The organism is Bacillus sp. RE35 (assembly GCF_052146655.1).
Classification (GTDB): Bacteria; Bacillota; Bacilli; order Bacillales; family Bacillaceae_G; genus Bacillus_A; species Bacillus_A cereus.
The window spans coordinates 5,023,195-5,045,996 of sequence record NZ_CP197377.1 but is presented as its reverse complement, the minus strand read 5'-3'; the positions used below and the strand labels follow the sequence as shown (position 1 = coordinate 5,045,996).

Sequence of the window (22,802 nt, the reverse complement as noted above, 5' to 3'; positions counted from 1 at the left end):
TAGAAGAATGTGTGAACGAAGAAAACAAAAAACTGGAGGATATATGGGGAAAAATCAAAGGATATATAAGGAGAACGGACAAGTTATCTCTTTTAATCAATTAGCGGACTTCTTTTATAAAAAAGGGATGAGAGCTTACAAAGGACAAAAATTGCAAGATGCAATTAAATATTTTCGAAGAGCGGCACAAAGTGAGAAGGAGCCGTTTATTTTATGTCAATTAGCAACAGTATTATCTGAGGCTGGTGAATATCAAGAGTCGAATCAAACCTTCTTAAAGTTAGTTAGATCTAATCCTGAACTTGAACAGTGCTATTATTTTATTGCAAATAATTATGCATATATGGGGTTATTTCAACAGGCGAAGAAATATGCGGATCGCTATTTAGAAGTTGCAAAAGAGAAGGAATTCGTAGAAGATACATTAGAACTTCTAGAGATTATGGAAGAAGAAGCAATGGGTGCGGAAGAGATTGAAGATGAAGATGATTTAATTGTTATGCAGGAAGAAGCGAATCGTTATATTCGTAATGGACAATTAGAAGAAGCAATTGCTACATTAGAAATTGTTACGAAAGATTATCCGGAATTTTGGTCAGGTCATAATAATTTAGCCATTGCACATTTTCAATCGGGTAATGTAGACAAAGCGCTGAAGTTAACAGAAATGATTTTAGAGAAAAATCCTGGTAATATACATGCGCTTTGTAATACACTTATTTTTCTATATTCAATTGGAGAGCATAAACAAGTAGAAGCATTAGCGGGACAGCTAGTTTCAGTATATCCAATTTCATTTGAACATCGTTTGAAACTGGGAACTACACTTGCAACAATTGGTTATTTCGAGCATGCATATAAATGGTTCAAACTATTAAAGCGTCAAGGATATGAGGGAGACGTTAGTTTTTATTATTGGTTTGCATATTCTGCTTATATGGTGAAAGATCAGCAACTAGCTGAAAAAATGTGGCAATATGTCGTGGAATTGCATCCTGATAAAAAGGGAAAAGAACCGTGGAATGCGCTGAATTTAGCAGATGAAGGACAAAACATGTTATTTGAAGAATTACGAAAATCATTTCAGCAAAGTGCGACGCTAGAAGAACAAATGCTAGCTTTATATTTAATGAATGAATTGTCAACGCCGGAGAAGGTGGGATTCTTCTTTGATATAACGCAAGCGAAGAACGGTGTTCCCATCGTATCACAACTTGCAAAGTACTTCTTTTTACTTAATAGTCATAAGAGTATTCCAGCTGATTTACAGCAATTTGAGCAGTGCGCGAGAATCGCGGATGCATTATACAATTATACGAAAAAAGATGATGAATTAATTGAAGAGTGTTTACACTTTTGGTTTTGTACGTTCATACGTTTATATACATCTGGAGACATATTTACAAATGTGTACGGCTGGTCAGCTGCGATTGAATACATTGTACGCGGCGAACAAGGAAATAAAATGACACAGTCGGAGCTTGGAGATGTATATAATGTATCTGTAGCGACTGTCCGAAAGTATGTGCAAGCTGTTAAGCGTACGCACACATAAGATAAGCAAATCATTGGGAAAAAAATGATGCTAACAGTATAATGAGGGTAACTTAATTGTGTAGGAATGGATAGGAGTGAATAGTGTGTCAGAAGAAAAAATTTATGATGTCGTTATTATTGGTGCAGGACCAGCTGGTATGACAGCTGCAGTATATACATCTCGTGCAAATTTAAGCACATTAATGCTTGAGCGTGGTATTCCAGGTGGCCAAATGGCAAACACGGAAGATGTAGAAAACTACCCAGGTTATGAGTCTATTTTAGGACCAGATTTATCAAATAAAATGTTCGAGCATGCGAAGAAATTTGGTGCTGAATATGCATACGGTGATGTGAAAGAAGTCATCGATGGTAAGGAATACAAAACAATTATTGCTGGTAAAAAAGAATATAAAGCACGTGCAATTATCGTTGCAAGCGGTGCAGAGTATAAAAAAATTGGTGTACCGGGTGAAACAGAACTTGGCGGCCGCGGTGTATCATATTGTGCAGTATGTGACGGAGCATTCTTTAAAGGAAAAGAACTTATCGTAATTGGCGGCGGAGATTCTGCTGTTGAAGAGGGTGTGTTCTTAACGCGCTTCGCATCAAAAGTAACGATCGTTCACCGTCGTGACACGCTTCGTGCACAGAAAATTTTACAAGACCGTGCTTTCCAAAACGAAAAAGTAGATTTCATTTGGAACCACACGATAAAAGAAATCAACGAAGCAAGTGGTAAAGTAGGAAGTGTAACACTTGTGGACGTAAATAGTGGAGAAGAGAAAGAAGTCAAAACTGACGGCGTATTCGTATACATCGGTATGTTACCTTTATCAAAACCATTTGTTGAACTAGGTATTACAAATGAAAATGGTTACCTTGAAACGAACGAGCGTATGGAAACGAAAATTCCTGGTATTTTCGCAGCTGGTGATGTTCGTGAAAAAATGCTTCGTCAAATTGTAACTGCAACAGGTGACGGTAGTATTGCAGCGCAAAGTGCACAACATTACGTAGAAGAATTATTAGAGGAATTAAAAACTGTATCAGAAAAATAAGGGATAATATACCTTGTGAGAAGAAAGCTACCGACAGGAGCTTTCTTCTTTTTTTGTGTGAAAATGTCAAAGTTTTGTCAAAAAATATAAGGATTATAAGCTTTCTTATTGATATACTGGACTTTACGGAAAAAATCACTATAAGAAATGAGGAATTTATTCAGTATGGAATGGCGTAATATATATCGTGGATTTTGTATGGGCGTTAGTGATTTAATTCCTGGTGTGAGCGGCGGTACAATCGCTGTTGTGTTAGGGATTTATGAACAATTGCTTGCGGCAATTAGTGGATTCTTTAGTCGTGAATGGAAAAAACATTTAGGATTTTTAATTCCACTTGCAGCTGGTGTGGCAGCGGCATTTTTAACGTTAAGTCACGTTATTAAATATTTACTTGCAAATCATTATGAACCGACTCAATTTTTCTTTCTCGGTTTAATTATTAGTATATTACCGATGTTAATGAGGGAAGCTGATGCAAAGTCGTCGTTTAAAGGTAAGCACATCGTTTTATTAATAGTTGCAGCAATTCTTGTTGCGATTACAGCTTTCTTTAAACCAGATAAGGCAGCAGATCCAATTACGACGTTAACAATTTTAAATGCAATTGGTTTATTTTTCGCAGGATGGATGGCTAGTATGGCCATGCTGCTTCCTGGAATTAGTGGATCGTTTATTTTATTAATTATTGGTGTGTATCCAACAGCAATTAACGCTTTAACTACACTTAACTTACCTTTAATCGTGGTTATCGGTGCTGGTGTTATGGTTGGATTTGTTGTAAGTAGTAAAGGCATTAGTTTTTTATTAGATCGTTATAAAAGTATGACATTTGCGGCAATTATTGGACTTGTAATCGGTTCGATTGTAATTGTATTCCCTGGGATTCCGACTGGCGGATTTTCAATTATAAGTTCAATTATTACCTTTATTTTAGGATTTGCGATTGTTACTTATTTCGGTAAGAAATAAGTACTTTAATCCCCTTGGCGATAAAAATCGTTAAGGGGATTTTTCATGCTATTCATTCAAAGTATAAGCATTTACATTACTTGTTATAGAAAGCTTTTTTAAAATTGCTGAGTAGCATATGCTTAGCGAAAGAGGACTGGCTCCTTCGTTGTAGCAAACTGTTTTTGATAGTATAATGAAAGAAGTATGCAGTGAGAAATTTTACTGCAAGTAGCTGAGGTGAAGAAACATGCAAAGAGTGACAAACTGTGTGTTAATTAGAGATAATGAAGTACTCTTACTCCAAAAACCTCGCCGAAATTGGTGGGTTGCACCAGGCGGGAAAATGGAGCGTGGTGAGACTGTAAGAGATTCCGTTGTTCGCGAGTATCGTGAAGAAACAGGTATTTATTTGAAAAACCCAGCGTTAAAGGGGGTCTTCACCTTTGTCATCCAAGAAGGTGATAAAGTTGTTTCTGAATGGATGATGTTCTCCTTTTTAGCGACAGATTTTGCAGGAGAAAACAAACTAGAGAGCGAAGAAGGCATCATTGGTTGGCATACATTTGATAAAATTGATGATTTAGCAATGGCGCCAGGAGATTATCACATTATTGATTATTTAATTAAAGGAAATGGCATAATCTACGGTACATTTGTATATACCCCAGATTTTGAGTTGCTTTCATATCGATTAGATCCGAGTTAAACCGTCAAGGAGAGGATACAATGACAGAGAATAATGATATAAAAATGGTAATTATTACAGGGATGTCTGGAGCTGGAAAAACAGTAGCTTTACAAAGTTTTGAAGATTTAGGATATTTTTGTGTGGATAATTTACCACCGATGTTATTGCCAAAGTTTATTGAGCTTATGGCGGATTCAAAAGGGAAAATGAATAAAGTGGCACTTGGTATTGATTTACGTGGCCGCGAGTTTTTCGAACATTTATGGGGAGCACTTGATGATTTATCAGAACGTACATGGATTATTCCTCATATTTTATTTTTAGATGCGAAAGATAGTACGCTTGTAACTCGTTATAAAGAAACGAGACGTTCGCATCCACTTGCACCAACTGGTTTGCCGTTAAAGGGAATCGAAGCAGAGCGTAATTTATTAACAGATATGAAGGCACGAGCGAATATTGTGCTTGATACATCGGATTTAAAACCGAAAGAATTACGTGAAAAAATTGTTCACTTGTTCTCAACAGAAACTGAGCAAGCATTTCGTGTAAATGTTATGTCATTTGGATTTAAGTACGGTATTCCAATTGATGCAGATTTAGTATTTGATGTTCGTTTTTTACCAAATCCATATTACATTCCACACATGAAGCCATTAACAGGACTAGATGAAGAAGTTTCTTCGTATGTACTGAAATTTAATGAGACACATAAGTTTTTAGAGAAGTTGACGGATCTGATTACTTTCATGCTGCCTCATTATAAAAGAGAAGGCAAAAGTCAACTTGTAATTGCAATTGGATGTACAGGTGGACAGCATCGTTCTGTTACGCTTACAGAATACCTTGGGAAACATTTGAAACCAGAGTATAGTGTTCATGTATCTCATCGTGATGTGGAGAAGAGAAAGGGCCATTAAGGGATGAAAAAAGAGAGAAAGCCTAAAATTGTCATCATGGGAGGCGGAACTGGACTCTCTGTTTTATTAAGGGGATTAAAGCAATATCCTGTTGATATTACAGCAGTTGTTACAATTGCTGATGATGGTGGCAGTTCGGGTAGATTACGTGATGAGCTAGAAATTCCACCTCCAGGTGACATCCGTAACGTACTTGTTGCGTTATCGGATGTAGAGCCACTGGTGGAAGCTTTATTTCAGCACCGTTTCACAACAGGAGACGGACTGAAAGGTCATGCGTTAGGAAATCTATTGTTGGCAGGTATGACCTCGATTACAGGAGACTTTTTCCATGCAATTACAGAAACAAGTAAAGTATTAAATGTCAGAGGACGTGTATTACCAGCAGCGAATCAAAGTGCGGTACTTCATGCGGAACTTGAAGATGGGGAAATTGTAACAGGTGAATCAAAGATTCCTTATTACGGAAAGAAGATTAATCGTGTCTTTTTAACTCCAGAAGATGTAGAGCCATTGCATGAAACGTTGGCTGAGATTAAACGAGCTGATTTACTTGTTTTCGGTCCTGGAAGTTTGTATACGAGTATATTGCCCAATTTAGTTGTTAACAAAATTGGAGACGCTGTTCTTGCTGCAAAGGCGAAGAAGGTATATGTATGTAACGTTATGACACAAGCGGGTGAAACGATGGGATATACTGCTTTTGATCATGTGCAGGCGTTACACGATCATTTAGGGCAACCATTTATCAATACTGCAATTGTAAATAACCGTGAGATTCCTTGTGAATTACGCAAGTCATATGAGGAAGAAATGTCTACACCAGTTGTAGTGGATGAAGAACGTTTTGTTGAAAATAATATTGATGTTATTCAAGAGGGATTAGCGAAGTATGATGATCATGTTGTAAGGCATGATACGTTAAAGTTAGCGTCCATTTTATATTCATTGTTATAAATATGCGTTGCCTCGTTTGAGGTAGCGCTCCTCATTCATATAGGACAAGAATTTTGTTCCATAATAATCGTATAAGGAGGTGTTGACTGTGTCATTTGCATCAGAAACAAAGAAAGAGTTGACGAATCTTGAGATGAAGGAATGCTGTGAGAAAGCAGAATTATCAGCGTTACTTCGAATGAACGGGTCGCTTTCTTTTTCAAACCGTCGTCTATCTATCGATATTCAAACGGAAAATGCGGCAATTGCAAGAAGGATTTATACGCTTTTGAAAAAAGGATATGACGTGACGGTAGAATTGCTTGTCCGTAAAAAAATGCGCTTGAAGAAAAATAATGTATATATTGTGCGGCTTGTTGAGAAGTCTCGCGAAATATTAGCTGATCTTCATATCGTTCGAGATGACTTTTCATTTATTCGAAATATATCACAAGAATTGATTGAGAAGAAATGTTGTAAACGATCGTACTTACGTGGCGCATTTTTAGCAGGTGGTTCAGTAAATAACCCAGAAACATCATCTTATCATTTAGAAATCTTTTCGTTATATAAGGAACATAATGATGCTATATGTGAACTGATGAACGGATTTGATTTAAATAGTAAGACGTTGGAAAGAAGAAAAGGGTACATTACGTATTTGAAAGAAGCAGAAAAAATTACAGAGTTTTTAAATATTATAGGTGCTCATAATGCACTTTTAAGATTTGAAGATATTCGAATCGTACGTGATATGCGTAATTCTGTAAATCGTTTAGTGAACTGCGAAACAGCTAATTTAAATAAAACAATTGGTGCAGCACTAAGACAGATTGAAAATATTCGTTATATTGATGAGACAGTTGGTCTTGATATTTTGCCGGATAAATTACAAGAGATTGCACAATTACGAAGAGATTATCAAGATGTAACATTGAAAGAGTTAGGTGAGATGGTATCCGGGGGGAAGATTAGTAAGTCGGGTATTAATCATCGTTTGCGTAAAATCGATGAAATCGCAGAGAAATTACGCGCGGGGGAAACGTTAGTAAAAAAATAAGAGGTTAAAGGGGAAATGGAGCTGTGGTTCAAAAACGAGTTCAGGTTTCATTAAAAAACGGTTTACAAGCACGTCCGGCTGCGTTGTTTGTACAAGAGGCAAATCGCTTTCATGCAGATATCTTCATCGAGAAAGATGGAAAGACAGTAAATGCAAAGAGCATAATGGGGATTATGAGCTTAGCAATTGGAACTGGAAGCATGATAACAATTACAACAGAAGGTTCAGATGCAGAAGAGGCTTTAGAAGCATTAGCTGCATATGTACAATAAGAAGCTATCGCGTATATGCGATAGCTTTTTGTTTTTGCGGTTTACTTAAAGGGAGTTTTCGGGATAGGGGGTATGTAGGTGGTTTGTCCTTGTCGTAGATTGTCGGTAAATCGATATGTTGTGTCGAACCGTTGATATATTAAAAAAATCGTTGATATAATTTAAGTTTTGTTCGATATAATTGAAAAATCGTTGATATATTTAGAGGGATACTGGATGGGGTATGTGAGCGGGGAACAATATATAAAAGAAGCGCCCAATTATAGGGCGCTTCCACTTTTAGTTATATCCAGCTCCAGCGGTTAGAATCTCCGGTCGCTTCGCCCCTTCATTCGAGGCAAAAAGCGCCTCGGAATCAGGTGCTCCATCGCCCTGTGATTCTGAATGAGCCGCTTCCGCTTTTAGTTATTAACGATTTGTAAAGATCTTATCGATTAAACCGTATTCTAAAGCTTTTTCTGCTGTCATGAAGTTGTCGCGGTCTGTGTCGCGTTGTAGTACTTCAAGTGGTTGACCAGTGCGGTCAGCAAGAATTTGGTTTAGTTTTTCACGTAAGAATAGGATACGTTTTGCAGCGATTTCGATTTCAGTCGCTTGACCTTGTGCTCCACCAAGTGGTTGGTGAATCATTACTTCACTGTTTGGAAGTGCATAACGTTTTCCTTTTTCACCTGCTGCAAGTAAGAATGCACCCATAGATGCAGCCATACCGATACAGATTGTTGATACTTGTGGCTTAATAAACTGCATTGTATCATAGATTGCCATACCCGCTGTGATAGAACCACCAGGGCTGTTGATGTAGATGTGAATATCTTTTTCTGGATCTTGAGATTCCAAGAATAAAAGCTGGGAAACGATTGAGTTAGCTACGTTGTCATCAATTGCACTACCAAGCATAATGATGCGGTCTTTTAATAGTCGAGAGTAAATATCGTAAGCGCGTTCTCCACGATTTGTTTGTTCAATTACTGTAGGAATTAAATTCATCTGTTATTTCCTCCTTATAAAGCTTTCTTAGTCTTATAATACAATTATGGTCAATAAAGGTCAAACGAAACCACTTTAAATCAAAAAAATATGTAGTTGTACCATGAAATATTCGCTATGTTTTCGAAATTCCCTGCTTATGTATCTTCAACATCATAACCGAATTACATAAATTTAAACGTTACGAAAACTGGAGAAAAAAGAAAAGAACGCCTTTTAACTGAAGCGTTCTTTCGATAATTAGTCTTTTAAAAGATAGGTTACTTTATTTAAAATCTTTTCGATTTGTTTCGCGTTTTTACTATACATTTCGCTTGCTGACTTCGACTTTGTTTCTAGGGAAAATAGTTCAAGATCAGCATGACATTTTTTTAAAGATGCTAATAATAAAGGTTTGTTTTGAGGAGAAGGCATTTGGAGTTTGTCATTGTAAATGTCGATAGTAAGTTGTCCGTATGAATCCACTTGACCGAGGAAGACATTTTCAATAACAACACCGATTTTTTCTAATTCTGAATGTAGCCAAGCGCGGTTATGTCCGCTTGCTGAAAGAGGTTCATCTAGTACATTTCCATCCATAATAACAGTTTGTGGTTCTTTCTCGTTTGGTACTTTTAAACCGATGTCTTTTGCTGTAAGTGGCTGAGAATCTTTCTTTAATAATACATTTAATTCTCCGCTCGGTTCTAAGACAGCAAATTCGACTTCAGCTACGCTGAACGCACTTTTTCCACGGAGAAGTTCCAGTAATTCGTCACTCGTATATTTTTCTTTCTTTAAATTATCTTCGAGTATCTTTCCGTCTTTTATTAATACGGTAGATTTTCCTTCAAAGAAGTCCCGAGCTGTTTTGTTCTTTAAAGAGAGGATTCCTGTTAAAAAAGGTACCACAGCGAAAATGAGTATTGCAAAGACACCGTGAAAAAATTTTGAATCGAGCCCTGTAGATACTTGGGCAGCGATGTCACCAATCGTCATTCCGGCTATGTATTCAAAAAAGGAAAGCTGAGAGATTTGTCTTTTCCCTAACCATTTCGTAATAGCGAATAAAATAATTAATATGAATACAGAGCGAAGAATGACAAGTGTCCATTCCGGCAGGTGAGACATAGTCGTTTCCTCCAGTCTACTTAAAACCCTTTATATTGAGGTTCTTCACGTTCTAATACTGAAATTCTATCCTTTAAATCAGCGATGACGCTGTCCATTTCTAACATACATTCATGAAATACGCGTTTTGATTCTTCGTCTTGTGAATTTAATGAAAGGGAGCTTAAACTTGCTTGAGCGCCCCTTACACTAGCAAGGCAAGTTTTTACGCTAGCGATAACAGTCATATAAACACCTCTTATCCTTTCGGTTTGAATAATAATGCTCCAATGAAGCCGAAAATAATAGCTGCTGATACACCGGCGCTCGTTACTTTAAACATGCCGGTAATAACGCCAACGATGCCATGTTTTGCAGCTTCTTCCATTGCGCCATGAACGAGGGCATTACCAAAGCTTGTAATAGGTACAGTTGCCCCGGCTCCAGCGAAATCAATTAATGGCTCATACAAATTAAATCCATCTAATATAGCTCCAGCAACAACGAGTGTTGCCATTGTATGAGCGGGTGTTAGTTTGCCGACATCAAACATAAGTTGGCCGATTACACATATGAGTCCGCCAATGACGAAAGCCCAGAAAAAAATCATTGCGTTGCACCTCCAAATTCAATCGAAACGGCATGAGCGATACATGGAATTGTTTCTTCTTGTTGGAATGTAAGTGGAGATAGTAAAGCGCCTGTCGCAACGACAAGTATTTTTTTGAACTCTCCTCTTTTCATTCGGTTTAATAAATGACCGTACACGACTGTTGCGGAACATCCAGGCCCACTAGCACCAGCTATGACAGGTTGTCCTTCTCTATAAATGATAATTCCGCAATCTTGAAATTGTTCGCTCGTTACTTTCGTTCCGTGTTTATGTAGTAAGTCATAAGCAATTTCGCGTCCTACATGTCCGAGATCGCCTGTTACGATTAAATCGTAGTAAGAGGCATCAATTTGGCGTTCACGTAAATGGGCTTCAATTGTATCAACTGCAGCTGGAGCCATTGCGCCTCCCATATTAAACGGATCCGTTAATCCCATATCAACAACTCGCCCAATCGTTGCAGATGTTACTCTTGGACCATGGCCAGTATCGCTTAAAATAGCGGCTCCTGCTCCGGTTACTGTCCACTGTGCAGTAGGCGGCTTTTGTCCACCGTATTCGGTAGGGTAGCGGAATTGTTTTTCTACAGCAGTATTATGGCTTGAAGCTCCAGTTAATAAATATTTTGCACCTTTTGCATTTACGATACTTGCCCCAAGTGCTAAACCTTCCATAGAAGTAGAGCAAGCCCCGAATAATCCGAGATAAGGAGTGCCGAGTGTGCGGCAAGCAAAGCTTGTTGGAGTAATTTGATTAATTAAATCTCCTGCGAGTACAAATTGAATATCATCTTTACGAAGCTCTGCTTTTTCAGTAGCGCGACTACAAGCTTCTTCGAATAAAATTTTATGTGCTTTTTCATAGGAATCTTGTCCGAGCCATAAATCTTCATGAAGGATATCGAAGTCTTCTGGGATGTTCCCCTTTGCTTCAAATGGTCCACCGACAACCCCTGTTGAGATAATGACTGGTTTGTTTTCAAATACCCACGTTCGGTGTCCTTGTAACATTTATAGCCCTCCCCATTGAACGAGAATAGTTTTAATAAGTGCGATGACGAAAGCGGAAAATACACCAAATAAAATAACAGAACCAGCTAGTTTAAACATATTGCCGCCAACGCCAAGGACAAATCCTTCCGTTCGATGCTCAATACATGCGGCAATAACAGAGTTACCAAATCCAGTAACAGGTACAGCTGTACCTGCTCCGGCAAACTGTCCAAAACGATCGTATATACCAAATCCAGTTAGTAACATGGAGATGAAAATGAGAGTTGCGACTGTTGGATTGCCTGCTGAGCGTTCAGTGAAATCAAAATATGTGATGTAAAAAGTAGAAATAAGTTGTCCGATGAAGCAAATAAAACCACCGACGAAAAAGGCTTTTATACAATTTTTTAAGACAGGTCGTTTCGGTTCGCGTTCTTGTTCGAATTTTTTATACTCCTGTTGTACAGGGGTTAAGTTTTTATCTTTACTAGCCATTGCAATCCTTCCTTTTCTTTTAAAAAGCGTTAAGTGTTAGACTCCATTTTTTTACCAATGAATTTTAATTGTTTATTAATTTCATCTTTAGATACTTCTTTTTCCTTAATTTTTCTTTCGAGTTTTTCGAGTAACATAAAGATTTTTTTATCTGTACTGACACGAACATCGAAAGTAGGGTGCTCATCACTTAGTTGCTTTTGAAGCTTTTTACGCAGCGGCTTTAATCCAAACCTTTCGTGATGCTCAGGTGTAACTGCTATGTAGAGATCTAAATTTGAATTCACTGCTGTGCTTTTTATAATTTCATCCATAGCGAGAGCTCTTTTCTTCGCTCCTTGTGATATAGATTGATTAAAGGATTCCGTACTCGTCTTTGTTAACTTTGGACCTTTTTCTTTCTCCGTTCGTTTTGCTTCTTCTTTCACTTTTTTATCTAAAGGACTATTATCACATCCGGTAAAAGAGCTAAATAGAAGTGCAAATAATGCGGTTATGAGGCCGAGTTTTCGCATAATTATCATTCCATTTCTATTACAATATGTAATGTGATAGAAAAAGGATGACTGCATATCATCCTTTTTCTATTTCACAGCAAGACTGATTTGTTATTGCTGTGAGTATTGTGGTTCTTCTTGTTGGACTTCTTCAACGCGTGGGTTTAAAGAATCGATAATCGTTTGTGTTTGCTGCGCAGCTGTTTGGAAAAGTTGCTTCGCTTGTTGGTTATCCGTATCAAGAGCGAATCCCTCTAAGCTAGCTTGTGCACTTTTTAATCCAGAAACAGTTTGCTTTAGTTTCGTAATTACAGTCATTGAATGAAGCCCCCTTTGGAATATCAATTCAAAGATTATAATTTGTGAGTTGGGGTGAATTTATGATTGGAAAATTTAGGGGTGAAATAGATTTTATATGCTTTTAGCTAAGATGCATAAGGTATTACGGGGATATTTTTATTGATTTAGATGGATTTTATTGCTATTATTATGAGAAGAAAATGAAGTGTTTTCTATAATCATGCGCCCATAGCTCAGTCGGATAGAGCGGTGGTTTCCGGTACCACGTCTGCCGGGGGTTCGAATCCCTCTGGGCGCGTCAAAAAGTCCTAACTTACGTTTTGTAGGTTAGGACTTTTTTTTATTTTTCTCTTGTTATATCTGGTGATAAGATTTACTATTAGTACTTGATTATAATTTTTAAACTTATTATTTTCTTTCAATATTATTCAAATTTAGGTTGTAAGTTGTAAATCTCATTAATACATATAAATTAATAATATTTTGGAATGGGTGTCTGTGATAGCATTCTCCTTTTATCAAACTTATTGTACAATAGAAACAAGGGGGAGATTAGTTTGAAGGCAAGTCTTTTACAAGAACAAAGCTTACGTTTGGCAATGACACAAGAGTTAAGGCAAGCGATTACAATGCTCCAGTATAATGTGCAAGAATTATCGGAGTTTTTGTATGAGCAATCGTTAGAGAATCCCCTTATTGAGTTAGGTGGTTTTGAGAGGGAGAAGAAAAAGAGCTCTAACAACAGTAAAAGTACCAGCAAACAAGTCGAGAATCAGATGGAGATCTACAGTGTGGATTCTACAACGATTCAGCAACATTTATTAAATCAAATACAGTATTATAAAATAGATGAAGAAGAGCGAAAAGTAGCTTCTTTCATTATTATGAACATGGATGGAAATGGATATTTACAAGAAACGAATGAAGAGTTAGCAGAGCTCCTTTCTGCGCCCATTCATGTAGTCGACCGCTCTGTAGAGCTTGTCCAATCACTGGAACCAGCAGGGGTAGGGGCGCGTAATATTCAGGAATGTTTAACTTTGCAATTGAAGCGCTTACAAAGACGTAATGGATTAGCAGAAGAGGTTGTAGAAGATCATTTCGCTTATTTCGTGAAGAAAGATTGGCGAAAGCTCGTTCAAGTGTTGAAGTGTAGTAATGAGGAATTGCAGAGTGCGGTAAATTGTATAACGTCATTACAACCAAAACCTGGTCTTGCGTTTTCTTCAGATAAACCACTTTACATTGTACCTGATATGGCGGTGAAAAAAGATGGCGATCGCCTCGTTTTACAAATGAATGAGAGAAATATGCCGAGAATTGAAATTCACTCTGAATATAGTGCGCTTCTTAATAATAGTGAAAGTGAAGTAGCGTCTTACGTATCAGAAAAGTATCAGCATGTGCAGTGGATTATGCGTAGTTTGAAGCAGAGAAAACAGACATTGCTGCAAGTAATGACTATTATTATGGAAAAACAACGTGATTTCTTCTGGAAAGGTCCAGAGTATTTAAGACCTCTCGCTTTAAAAGAGGTAGCGGAAGAGTTAAGTGTGCATGAATCGACAATTAGTCGTGCGACGCGAAATAAATATGTGCAAACACCACACGGTTTATTTGAGATGAAATCGTTCTTTAGCAATGCCGTTTCGACGACTGAAGATGAAGCAGTTTCTACAAAACGTGTAAAACAATTTATTCAAACGCTAATTGGGGCAGAGGATAAGAAAAAGCCACTTTCGGATCAAAAGATTTCAAAATTATTAGAAGAAGAGCATGAAATTGTTATTTCTCGAAGAACAGTGGCGAAGTATAGAGAACAAATGCATATCCCAGCTTCGTCATTACGAAAAACGATCGGATAGGTGAAGAAGATGAAAGTTGTACTGTATACTAAAAAAGATTGTGGCCTTTGCGTGAAGGCGAAACAAGTTTTACAGGAAGTACAATGTGAATATTCTTTTCAAATCGAGGAAATAGATATATATGAAGATAATGACCTTTTAGAAAAATATCACTTAATGATTCCGGTTGTAGAAATGGACGGAAAACAAGTAGAATATGGTAACATTCACAAAGGTGTCATAATAAACTATATAAAGAATGCAGTTAAGAGTTGAATAAGTTTCTATCTCCTGTTACAATAATACACGTAGCAGGGATTATTTTTTTAACCTATGTGGGACACAAAATGTCACTACGGGACGTAAAGTGACCACGAAGGAAAAATGAACCGATGTAGTGAGGAGAAAAGATATGCGCTCATGGATTCAGAACACAAAAAAATTATTACCTGATCTGCTACCTGTTATGCAAACGAGAATGCAAATTCTTCAATACATTAGGCTCATGCAGCCGATTGGAAGAAGAAACTTATCAGCAAGTCTCGGTATGACAGAACGAGTATTGCGAAGTGAAGTTCAAGTTTTGAAAGAACAAAACTTAGTTCACGTCGCTTCTTCTGGAATGACTTTGACAGAAGAAGGAACAGCTTTAGTTCTTGCTTTGGAAGACTTTATGAAAGAAATTTCCGGGTTAAAGGTTTTAGAAAAGCAACTTAAGGAAACATTAGACTTGGATGAAGTTTTCGTTGTCCCTGGTGATAGTGATGAATCACCTTGGGTCAAACTGGAGATGGGCCGTGCTTGTGTGACTTGTATAAAAGACCGTCTGACAGCGAATAATATCGTTGCTGTGGCTGGAGGAACTACGCTAGCTGCTGCTGCGGACATGATGCAACTTGATTGCAAAGATTTACATATGCTATTTGTCCCAGCACGTGGTGGAATTGGAGAAGGCGTCGAATTAGAAGCCAATACCATTTGTGCCAAGATGGCGCAAAATACGATGAGTAATTATCGCTTATTGTATGTTCCAGACCATGTTAGTAGCGAAGCATATGCGTCTATTGTGACAGAGCCTTCCGTGAAAGAAGTTCTTGAGTTGATTCGATCTTCCAATATCGTCATTCATGGAATAGGTGATGCGTTAACAATGGCACGTCGCAGAAGTACTTCAGAAGCAGATTGGTTAAAGATTCAGGCAAGCGAAGCAGTTGGCGAAGCTTTCGGTTACTACTTTAATGAAGAAGGAAATGTTGTTCATAAAGTAAGAACAGTTGGTATGCAACTAGAGGATTTACAAAATGTATCTCACGTTGTTGCAGTCGCTGGAGGTTCTTCAAAGGCAAAAGCAATACAGGCTGTAATTAAACAAGGGCACACTTCAATTCTAATTACAGATGAAGGTGCAGCAAAACAGTTAACAAAGGGTTTTACCCTTTAATATAATCCCCCAAGGAGGAAATTCAAATGACTAAAATTGGTATTAATGGATTTGGACGTATCGGACGTAACGTATTCCGCGCAGCTCTTAACAACTCTGAGGTAGAAGTAGTAGCAATCAACGACTTAACAGATGCTAAAACATTAGCTCACCTTTTAAAATATGACACAGTTCACGGAACTTTAAATGCAGAAGTATCTGCTAACGAAAACAGCATCGTTGTTAACGGTAAAGAAATTAAAGTTATCGCTGAGCGTGACCCAGCTCAATTACCATGGAGCGACTACGGAGTAGAAGTAGTAGTAGAATCTACTGGCCGTTTCACTAAAAAATCAGATGCTGAGAAACACTTAGGTGGATCAGTTAAGAAAGTTATCATCTCAGCTCCAGCTTCTGACGAAGATATCACTGTAGTTATGGGTGTTAACCACGAACAATACGATGCAGCTAACCATAACGTAGTATCTAACGCTTCTTGTACTACAAACTGTCTAGCTCCATTCGCTAAAGTATTAAACGAAAAATTCGGCGTAAAACGCGGAATGATGACAACAATTCACTCTTACACTAACGACCAACAAATCTTAGACTTACCACACAAAGATTTACGTCGTGCTCGTGCAGCAGCTGAAAACATGATCCCAACATCTACTGGTGCAGCTAAAGCTGTAGCATTAGTATTACCAGAACTTAAAGGTAAATTAAACGGTGGCGCTGTACGTGTTCCAACTGCTAACGTTTCTCTAGTTGACCTAGTTGTTGAACTTGACAAAGAAGTAACAGTTGAAGAAGTAAATGCAGCATTCAAAGCAGCAGCTGAAGGCGAATTAAAAGGTATCCTTGGATACAGCGAAGAGCCATTAGTATCTATCGACTATAACGGATGTACAGCTTCTTCTACAATCGATGCATTATCTACAATGGTAATGGAAGGTAACATGGTTAAAGTACTTTCTTGGTACGATAACGAAACTGGTTACTCTAACCGCGTAGTAGACCTAGCAGCTTACATGACTTCAAAAGGTCTTTAATTCTTAATTATATAAGTTATCAATGACAAAACGAGGGAGAGGGTTTGTTCCCTCTCTCTCTTCTTTCGTTTTAAAAGCAAATGTGTTAAGCTTTTGAGTGGGTTTTGTCAATCCTAACTAGTAGTCGGAGGGAAATCCAATGAACAAAAAATCAATTCGTGACGTAGATTTAAAAGGTAAGCGTGTATTTTGCCGCGTTGATTTCAACGTACCTATGAAAGAAGGCAAAATTACAGATGAAACTCGTATCCGTGCAGCTCTTCCTACAATTCAATATTTAGTAGAGCAAGGTGCGAAAGTTATTTTAGCAAGTCACTTAGGCCGTCCAAAAGGTCAAGTAGTAGAAGAAATGCGTTTAACTCCAGTAGCAGCACGTTTAGGCGAGCTTCTTGGTAAAGACGTTAAAAAAGCGGACGAAGCATTCGGACCAGTTGCACAAGAAATGGTTGCAGCAATGAACGAAGGCGACGTATTAGTTCTTGAAAACGTACGTTTCTATGCGGGCGAAGAAAAGAACGATGCAGAACTTGCGAAAGAATTTGCAGCACTTGCTGACATCTTCGTAAACGATGCATTCGGTGCAGCTCACCGTGCTCACGCTTCTACAGCAGGTATCGCAGACTACCTACCAGCAGTATCTGGTCTATTAATGGAAAAAGAGTTAGATGTACTTGGTAAAGCACTTTCTAACCCAGAACGTCCATTTACAGCTATTATCGGTGGTGCGAAAGTAAAAGATAAAATCGGTGTAATTCGTCATCTATTAGACAAAGTAGATAACTTAATCATCGGTGGTGGACTTGCTTACACATTCGTTAAAGCTTTAGGTCATGAAATTGGTCTATCTCTATGTGAAGACGACAAGATCGAACTAGCTAAAGAATTTATGCAACTTGCAAAAGAAAAAGGCGTAAACTTCTACATGCCAGTTGATGTTGTAATCACTGAGGAATTCTCTGAAACTGCAACAACTAAAATCGTTGGTATCGACTCTATCCCTTCTAACTGGGAAGGCGTGGACATCGGTCCTAAAACACGTGAAATTTATGCAGATGTAATTAAAAATTCTAAGCTTGTTGTATGGAATGGACCAATGGGTGTATTCGAAATGACTCCATTCGCAGAAGGTACAAAAGCAGTAGGACAAGCATTAGCAGATGCAGAAGATACATACTCTGTTATCGGCGGTGGTGACTCTGCAGCAGCTGTTGAAAAATTCGGTATGGCTGATAAAATGAGCCACATTTCTACTGGCGGCGGTGCGTCATTAGAATTCATGGAAGGTAAAGAGCTTCCAGGTGTAGTTTGTCTTAACGACAAATAAGTAGCAGCCAAAGAAAAAGGACGGTGCAAAGCATGCGTAAACCAATTATCGCAGGTAACTGGAAAATGAATAAAACTCTATCAGAAGCAGTTAGCTTCGTAGAGGAAGTTAAAGGTCAAATCCCAGCAGCTTCAGCTGTTGATGCAGTAGTTTGCTCTCCAGCTCTATTCTTAGAGCGCCTTGTAGCAGCAACTGAAGGAACTGACTTACAAGTAGGTGCACAAAACATGCACTTCGAAAAAAATGGTGCATTCACTGGCGAAATTAGCCCGGTAGCACTTAGCGACTTAAAAGTTGGCTATGTAGTACTTGGCCACTCTGAGCGTCGTGAAATGTTTGCTGAAACAGATGAGTCAGTAAACAAAAAGACTATCGCAGCATTTGAACATGGTTTAACACCAATCGTATGTTGTGGTGAGACTTTAGAAGAGCGCGAAAGCGGAAAAACATTTGACCTAGTAGCAGGTCAAGTGACAAAAGCACTTGCAGGTTTAACAGAAGAGCAAGTTAAAGCAACTGTTATCGCTTATGAGCCAATCTGGGCTATCGGTACAGGTAAATCTTCTTCTTCTGCAGATGCAAACGAAGTATGTGCGCACATCCGTAAAGTTGTTGCAGAAGCTGTTTCTCCAGAAGCTGCAGAAGCTGTTCGTATCCAATACGGCGGTAGCGTAAAACCAGAAAACATTAAAGAGTATATGGCACAATCTGACATCGACGGCGCTTTAGTTGGCGGTGCTAGCTTAGAGCCTGCTTCGTTCTTAGGTCTTCTGGGGGCGGTAAAATGAGAAAGCCAACAGCTTTAATCATTCTTGACGGTTTCGGACTTCGTGAAGAAACTTACGGGAATGCTGTAGCACAAGCTAAGAAACCTAATTTTGATGGTTACTGGAACAAATTCCCTCACACAACGCTTACAGCTTGTGGCGAGGCAGTAGGTCTTCCAGAAGGTCAAATGGGTAACTCTGAGGTTGGTCACTTAAATATCGGTGCTGGCCGCATTGTATATCAAAGCTTAACACGCGTTAACGTTGCAATTCGTGAAGGTGAGTTCGATAAGAACGAAACGTTCCAAAGTGCAATTAAAAGCGTAAAAGAAAAAGGTACTGCACTTCATTTATTCGGTTTACTTTCTGACGGTGGTGTGCACAGTCACATGAATCACATGTTTGCTCTTCTTCGCTTAGCAGCTAAAGAAGGCGTTGAGAAAGTATACATTCATGCATTCTTAGATGGCCGCGATGTTGGACCAAAAACAGCACAAAGCTATATCGATGCAACAAATGAAGTAATTAAAGAAACAGGAGTAGGACAATTCGCGACTATCTCTGGTCGTTATTACTCCATGGACCGTGACAAGCGTTGGGATCGCGTAGAAAAATGTTACCGTGCTATGGTGAATGGTGAAGGCCCTACTTATAAATCAGCAGAAGAGTGTGTAGAAGACTCTTATGCGAACGGTATCTATGATGAATTCGTATTGCCGTCTGTAATTGTTAACGAAGATAACACGCCAGTTGCAACAATCAATGATGATGATGCAGTTATCTTCTATAACTTCCGTCCAGACCGTGCAATTCAAATTGCTCGTGTATTTACAAACGAAGACTTCCGTGAGTTCGATCGTGGTGAAAAAGTACCTCACATTCCAGAATTCGTATGTATGACACACTTCAGTGAAACTGTAGATGGTTACGTGGCATTCAAGCCAATGAACCTTGATAACACTTTAGGTGAAGTTGTTGCGCAAGCGGGATTAAAGCAACTTCGCATCGCGGAAACTGAAAAGTATCCGCACGTTACATTCTTCTTTAGCGGTGGTCGTGAGGCTGAATTCCCAGGAGAAGAGCGTATCTTAATTAACTCACCAAAGGTTGCAACGTATGACTTGAAACCTGAAATGAGCATTTACGAAGTAACGGACGCTTTAGTAAATGAAATCGAAAATGATAAACATGATGTTATCATTCTTAACTTTGCGAACTGTGATATGGTTGGCCATTCTGGGATGATGGAACCAACAATTAAAGCAGTAGAAGCAACTGACGAATGTTTAGGAAAAGTTGTAGAAGCGATTCTTGCAAAAGATGGTGTAGCACTTATTACTGCTGACCATGGTAATGCGGATGAAGAATTAACTTCTGAAGGAGAGCCAATGACAGCTCATACAACTAACCCGGTTCCTTTCATCGTTACTAAGAACGACGTAGAATTACGTGAAGATGGTATCTTAGGTGATATCGCTCCAACAATGCTTACACTTCTTGGTGTTGAGCAACCGAAAGAAATGACAGGTAAAACAATTATTAAATAATTTGCTTATATAAAAAGGAGAGAATTTATTATGTCAACAATTATTGATGTTTATGCTCGCGAAGTCCTTGACTCTCGTGGTAACCCAACTGTAGAAGTAGAAGTTTACACAGAAAGCGGCGCTTTCGGACGCGCTATAGTACCAAGTGGTGCATCTACTGGTGAGCACGAAGCAGTAGAATTACGTGACGGTGACAAATCTCGTTACCTTGGTAAAGGTGTTGTTAACGCAGTAAACAACGTTAACGAAATTATCGCTCCAGAAATCGCTGGTTTCGATGTAACTGACCAAGCTGGTATTGACCGTGCTATGATCGAATTAGATGGCACTCCAAACAAAGGTAAACTAGGCGCTAACGCTATCCTTGGTGTATCTATGGCAGTAGCTCACGCAGCAGCTGACTTCGTAGGTCTTCCATTATACCGTTACCTTGGTGGATTCAATGCAAAACAATTACCAACTCCAATGATGAACATCATCAACGGTGGTTCTCACGCTGATAACAACGTTGACTTCCAAGAGTTCATGATCTTACCAGTTGGTGCTCCAACATTCAAAGAATCAATCCGTATGGGTGCTGAAGTATTCCATGCACTTAAAGCTGTATTACATGACAAAGGTCTTAACACTGCAGTAGGTGACGAAGGTGGATTCGCTCCAAACCTTGGTTCTAACCGTGAAGCTCTAGAAGTAATCATCGAAGCTATCGAAAAAGCTGGTTACAAAGCTGGCGAGAACGTATTCTTAGGAATGGACGTTGCTTCTTCTGAGTTCTACAACAAAGAAACTGGTAAATATGACCTTGCAGGCGAAGGCCGTACTGGCTTAACTTCTGCAGAAATGGTTGATTTCTATGAAGAGCTTTGCAAAGACTTCCCAATCATCTCTATCGAAGATGGTTTAGACGAAAACGACTGGGATGGTCACAAATTATTAACTGAGCGTATCGGTGATAAAGTACAATTAGTTGGTGACGATTTATTCGTAACTAACACTCAAAAACTTGCTGAAGGTATCGAAAAAGGTATCTCTAACTCAATCTTAATTAAAGTTAACCAAATCGGTACTTTAACTGAGACTTTCGAAGCTATCGAAATGGCTAAACGTGCTGGTTACACAGCAGTTGTATCTCACCGTTCTGGTGAAACTGAAGATGCTACAATCGCTGACATCGCAGTTGCAACTAACGCTGGCCAAATCAAAACTGGTTCTATGAGCCGTACTGACCGTATTGCTAAGTACAACCAATTATTACGTATCGAAGACGAGCTAGGCGAAGTAGCTGTTTACGATGGTATCAAATCTTTCTATAACATCAAACGATAATTGTAGAAAATAAACGACAGACCGTGAGAAATCACGGTCTGTTTTTTTATGCTAAAATTGTTCACCCGTCATAAGTGACATGAAATGTTTGAAGAAGCGGTTATAATCAAAATCAATTGCTATTTGATGACTCGGCCAATCAATAAATGGTTTAGATTCTCCTAAAGAGCGAAATTCGCCAATGCTTGCCCCTTGTGCATAAGATTCTGTCATGACAACGATAGGTGATTTGTGATAGGTAAACATAGAGTTATCAAGTAAAGCGAGTATTGGTATTGTGTCATGGAAGGGGCTCCCCTTTAAATGTGGTAGGGTGTCTTTATAATATCCGTAGTAATAATGATCAAATAACGGTTTGACAAGTGGAGCTTTTCCTTTTGCCTCAATGTATTCTGCCATTTCTGGTGTAATGATGGAGTATTGAGTGACGTTTAATGGGTATATGTACATGTTAGCTGTGGATTGAAGGACTATATTAGCGGCAGTAGGATCGCCATAAAAGTTTGCTTCGGAAATAGGGGTAACATTACCAGGATGTAAAAAGGCACCGCCCATTACATAGTAAGATTTAATTTGTTTCATTAACTGTTTGCACATGATAAACAAAATTGCTAGGGAGGTAAGTCTTCCTAAACTCACAATAATTAATTCATCTTTATACTGTTCAATAAGAGGAATAACTTCAAAAAAATTCTCCATTTCTCCGTTAGTTATATTCACCTTTGGAATAATTGGCCCAAGCCCCTGTTTCCCATGTACATCTGTAAAAAAAGCAGGAGGGGCACCAGTAATTGGCCGTTCTGATCCACCAAAGATTTTGATGTTTCTATCCTTTACTTCGTTTGTAAGAAAATGAGCATTTTCTACTGCCATTTTTTTTGAAACATTGCCGTAATCAGCAACGATACCGACGATTTCTATTTCATCGATAAAGAATGCTAAGAGGAGAGCCATCGTATCATCAATCCCAGGATCACAAAAAATGAGAACTTTTTTGGGCATATGTTCACCACCTATCTTGTTTATCCCGTACAAACCGGCTTGGTGAGGGCTAATAATCAATAAGGATGAGGGGAAATCTCATTGATTAAAGTTTCACTTTATATATATGTAAGTTTA

At 38.5% G+C, this 22,802-nt stretch carries 25 protein-coding genes and 1 tRNA gene; 17 read left to right on the top strand and 9 right to left on the bottom strand.

From position 1 onward, the window contains the following. Positions 1-43: 43 nt before the first annotated feature. The 8 genes from ACTL4X_RS25915 to ACTL4X_RS25880 all read left to right on the top strand — a co-directional run bounded on the left by ACTL4X_RS25915 (position 44) and on the right by ACTL4X_RS25880 (position 7,427). Positions 44-1,555, top strand: a complete 1,512-nt coding sequence (locus ACTL4X_RS25915) for a tetratricopeptide repeat protein (RefSeq protein WP_000517739.1) — start codon at positions 44-46, stop codon at positions 1,553-1,555. Positions 1,556-1,640: 85 nt separating this feature from the next. After that, on the top strand, positions 1,641-2,597 hold the full coding sequence (trxB, locus tag ACTL4X_RS25910) for a thioredoxin-disulfide reductase (protein ID WP_001288078.1): 957 nt from the start codon (positions 1,641-1,643) through the stop codon (positions 2,595-2,597). A gap of 165 nt (positions 2,598-2,762) precedes the next feature. After that, on the top strand, positions 2,763-3,569 hold the full coding sequence (locus ACTL4X_RS25905) for a DUF368 domain-containing protein (RefSeq protein ID WP_000455196.1): 807 nt from the start codon (positions 2,763-2,765) through the stop codon (positions 3,567-3,569). A 229-nt stretch (positions 3,570-3,798) separates the two neighbouring features. Further along, positions 3,799-4,257, top strand: a complete 459-nt coding sequence (locus ACTL4X_RS25900; protein WP_001190080.1) for an NUDIX hydrolase — start codon at positions 3,799-3,801, stop codon at positions 4,255-4,257. A gap of 20 nt (positions 4,258-4,277) precedes the next feature. Then, a complete protein-coding gene (gene rapZ, locus ACTL4X_RS25895; protein WP_000138459.1) occupies positions 4,278-5,159 on the top strand; it encodes an RNase adapter RapZ in 882 nt (293 codons plus the stop codon). 3 nt (positions 5,160-5,162) lie between these two features. Next, positions 5,163-6,116 carry a gluconeogenesis factor YvcK family protein gene (locus tag ACTL4X_RS25890; RefSeq protein ID WP_000712188.1) on the top strand — a complete coding sequence of 318 codons (954 nt, stop codon included), beginning with the start codon at positions 5,163-5,165 and terminating at the stop codon, positions 6,114-6,116. 88 nt (positions 6,117-6,204) lie between these two features. After that, positions 6,205-7,155: a DNA-binding protein WhiA gene (whiA, locus tag ACTL4X_RS25885; RefSeq protein WP_000006558.1), complete on the top strand. Its 951-nt coding sequence runs from the start codon at positions 6,205-6,207 to the stop codon at positions 7,153-7,155. Positions 7,156-7,178: 23 nt separating this feature from the next. Continuing rightward, positions 7,179-7,427 carry an HPr family phosphocarrier protein gene (locus tag ACTL4X_RS25880; RefSeq protein ID WP_000250307.1) on the top strand — a complete coding sequence of 83 codons (249 nt, stop codon included), beginning with the start codon at positions 7,179-7,181 and terminating at the stop codon, positions 7,425-7,427. A gap of 408 nt (positions 7,428-7,835) precedes the next feature. Here ACTL4X_RS25880 and clpP read toward each other — a convergent pair whose 3' ends face one another. The 8 genes from clpP to ACTL4X_RS25840 all read right to left on the bottom strand — a co-directional run bounded on the left by clpP (position 7,836) and on the right by ACTL4X_RS25840 (position 12,421). Beyond that, positions 7,836-8,417 (bottom strand): ATP-dependent Clp endopeptidase proteolytic subunit ClpP, encoded by a 582-nt coding sequence (clpP, locus tag ACTL4X_RS25875; protein WP_001049162.1) that lies wholly within the window; start codon positions 8,415-8,417, stop codon positions 7,836-7,838. Between the two features lie 240 nt (positions 8,418-8,657). After that, on the bottom strand, positions 8,658-9,527 hold the full coding sequence (locus ACTL4X_RS25870; protein WP_000018922.1) for a DUF421 domain-containing protein: 870 nt from the start codon (positions 9,525-9,527) through the stop codon (positions 8,658-8,660). A 20-nt stretch (positions 9,528-9,547) separates the two neighbouring features. Beyond that, positions 9,548-9,754 (bottom strand): DUF1657 domain-containing protein, encoded by a 207-nt coding sequence (locus tag ACTL4X_RS25865; RefSeq protein WP_000215909.1) that lies wholly within the window; start codon positions 9,752-9,754, stop codon positions 9,548-9,550. Positions 9,755-9,765: 11 nt separating this feature from the next. Beyond that, positions 9,766-10,116 carry a stage V sporulation protein AE gene (gene spoVAE, locus ACTL4X_RS25860; RefSeq protein ID WP_000575919.1) on the bottom strand — a complete coding sequence of 117 codons (351 nt, stop codon included), beginning with the start codon at positions 10,114-10,116 and terminating at the stop codon, positions 9,766-9,768. After that, positions 10,113-11,129: a stage V sporulation protein AD gene (gene spoVAD / locus ACTL4X_RS25855; protein ID WP_000938972.1), complete on the bottom strand. Its 1,017-nt coding sequence runs from the start codon at positions 11,127-11,129 to the stop codon at positions 10,113-10,115. The genes spoVAE and spoVAD overlap by 4 nt, the downstream gene beginning before the upstream one ends. After that, positions 11,130-11,606, bottom strand: a complete 477-nt coding sequence (gene spoVAC / locus ACTL4X_RS25850; RefSeq protein ID WP_000146953.1) for a stage V sporulation protein AC — start codon at positions 11,604-11,606, stop codon at positions 11,130-11,132. Between the two features lie 29 nt (positions 11,607-11,635). Further along, complete coding sequence (locus tag ACTL4X_RS25845) at positions 11,636-12,121, bottom strand: YhcN/YlaJ family sporulation lipoprotein (protein WP_001228545.1); 486 nt, start codon at positions 12,119-12,121, stop codon at positions 11,636-11,638. A gap of 93 nt (positions 12,122-12,214) precedes the next feature. Beyond that, on the bottom strand, positions 12,215-12,421 hold the full coding sequence (locus tag ACTL4X_RS25840) for a DUF1657 domain-containing protein (RefSeq protein WP_000216166.1): 207 nt from the start codon (positions 12,419-12,421) through the stop codon (positions 12,215-12,217). 204 nt (positions 12,422-12,625) lie between these two features. Here ACTL4X_RS25840 and ACTL4X_RS25835 point away from each other — a divergent pair. From ACTL4X_RS25835 to eno, 9 genes are all read left to right on the top strand, one after another. After that, positions 12,626-12,701 (top strand) — tRNA-Arg (locus ACTL4X_RS25835). Between the two features lie 259 nt (positions 12,702-12,960). Continuing rightward, the gene (gene rpoN, locus ACTL4X_RS25830) at positions 12,961-14,268 is read left to right on the top strand and encodes an RNA polymerase factor sigma-54 (RefSeq protein ID WP_000647959.1); all 1,308 of its coding nucleotides are present in this window, start codon (positions 12,961-12,963) and stop codon (positions 14,266-14,268) included. 9 nt (positions 14,269-14,277) lie between these two features. Then, complete coding sequence (locus tag ACTL4X_RS25825) at positions 14,278-14,523, top strand: glutaredoxin family protein (RefSeq protein WP_000869730.1); 246 nt, start codon at positions 14,278-14,280, stop codon at positions 14,521-14,523. 136 nt (positions 14,524-14,659) lie between these two features. Continuing rightward, on the top strand, positions 14,660-15,688 hold the full coding sequence (cggR, locus tag ACTL4X_RS25820; protein WP_001258185.1) for a gapA transcriptional regulator CggR: 1,029 nt from the start codon (positions 14,660-14,662) through the stop codon (positions 15,686-15,688). 26 nt (positions 15,689-15,714) lie between these two features. After that, entirely contained in the window at positions 15,715-16,719 is a 1,005-nt protein-coding gene (gap, locus tag ACTL4X_RS25815) for a type I glyceraldehyde-3-phosphate dehydrogenase (RefSeq protein ID WP_000161236.1), read from the top strand. Positions 16,720-16,858: 139 nt separating this feature from the next. Further along, positions 16,859-18,043 carry a phosphoglycerate kinase gene (locus ACTL4X_RS25810; RefSeq protein WP_001036350.1) on the top strand — a complete coding sequence of 395 codons (1,185 nt, stop codon included), beginning with the start codon at positions 16,859-16,861 and terminating at the stop codon, positions 18,041-18,043. Between the two features lie 32 nt (positions 18,044-18,075). Next, positions 18,076-18,831: a triose-phosphate isomerase gene (tpiA, locus tag ACTL4X_RS25805; RefSeq protein ID WP_001231038.1), complete on the top strand. Its 756-nt coding sequence runs from the start codon at positions 18,076-18,078 to the stop codon at positions 18,829-18,831. Further along, positions 18,828-20,357 (top strand): 2,3-bisphosphoglycerate-independent phosphoglycerate mutase, encoded by a 1,530-nt coding sequence (gene gpmI, locus ACTL4X_RS25800; RefSeq protein WP_001231152.1) that lies wholly within the window; start codon positions 18,828-18,830, stop codon positions 20,355-20,357. The genes tpiA and gpmI overlap by 4 nt, the downstream gene beginning before the upstream one ends. Before the next feature lie 30 nt (positions 20,358-20,387). Beyond that, on the top strand, positions 20,388-21,683 hold the full coding sequence (gene eno / locus ACTL4X_RS25795) for a phosphopyruvate hydratase (protein ID WP_000103954.1): 1,296 nt from the start codon (positions 20,388-20,390) through the stop codon (positions 21,681-21,683). Positions 21,684-21,734: 51 nt separating this feature from the next. Here the strand turns inward: eno and ACTL4X_RS25790 are convergent, their stop codons facing one another. After that, positions 21,735-22,685 carry a nucleoside hydrolase gene (locus tag ACTL4X_RS25790; protein WP_071740929.1) on the bottom strand — a complete coding sequence of 317 codons (951 nt, stop codon included), beginning with the start codon at positions 22,683-22,685 and terminating at the stop codon, positions 21,735-21,737. Positions 22,686-22,802: the final 117 nt, after the last annotated feature.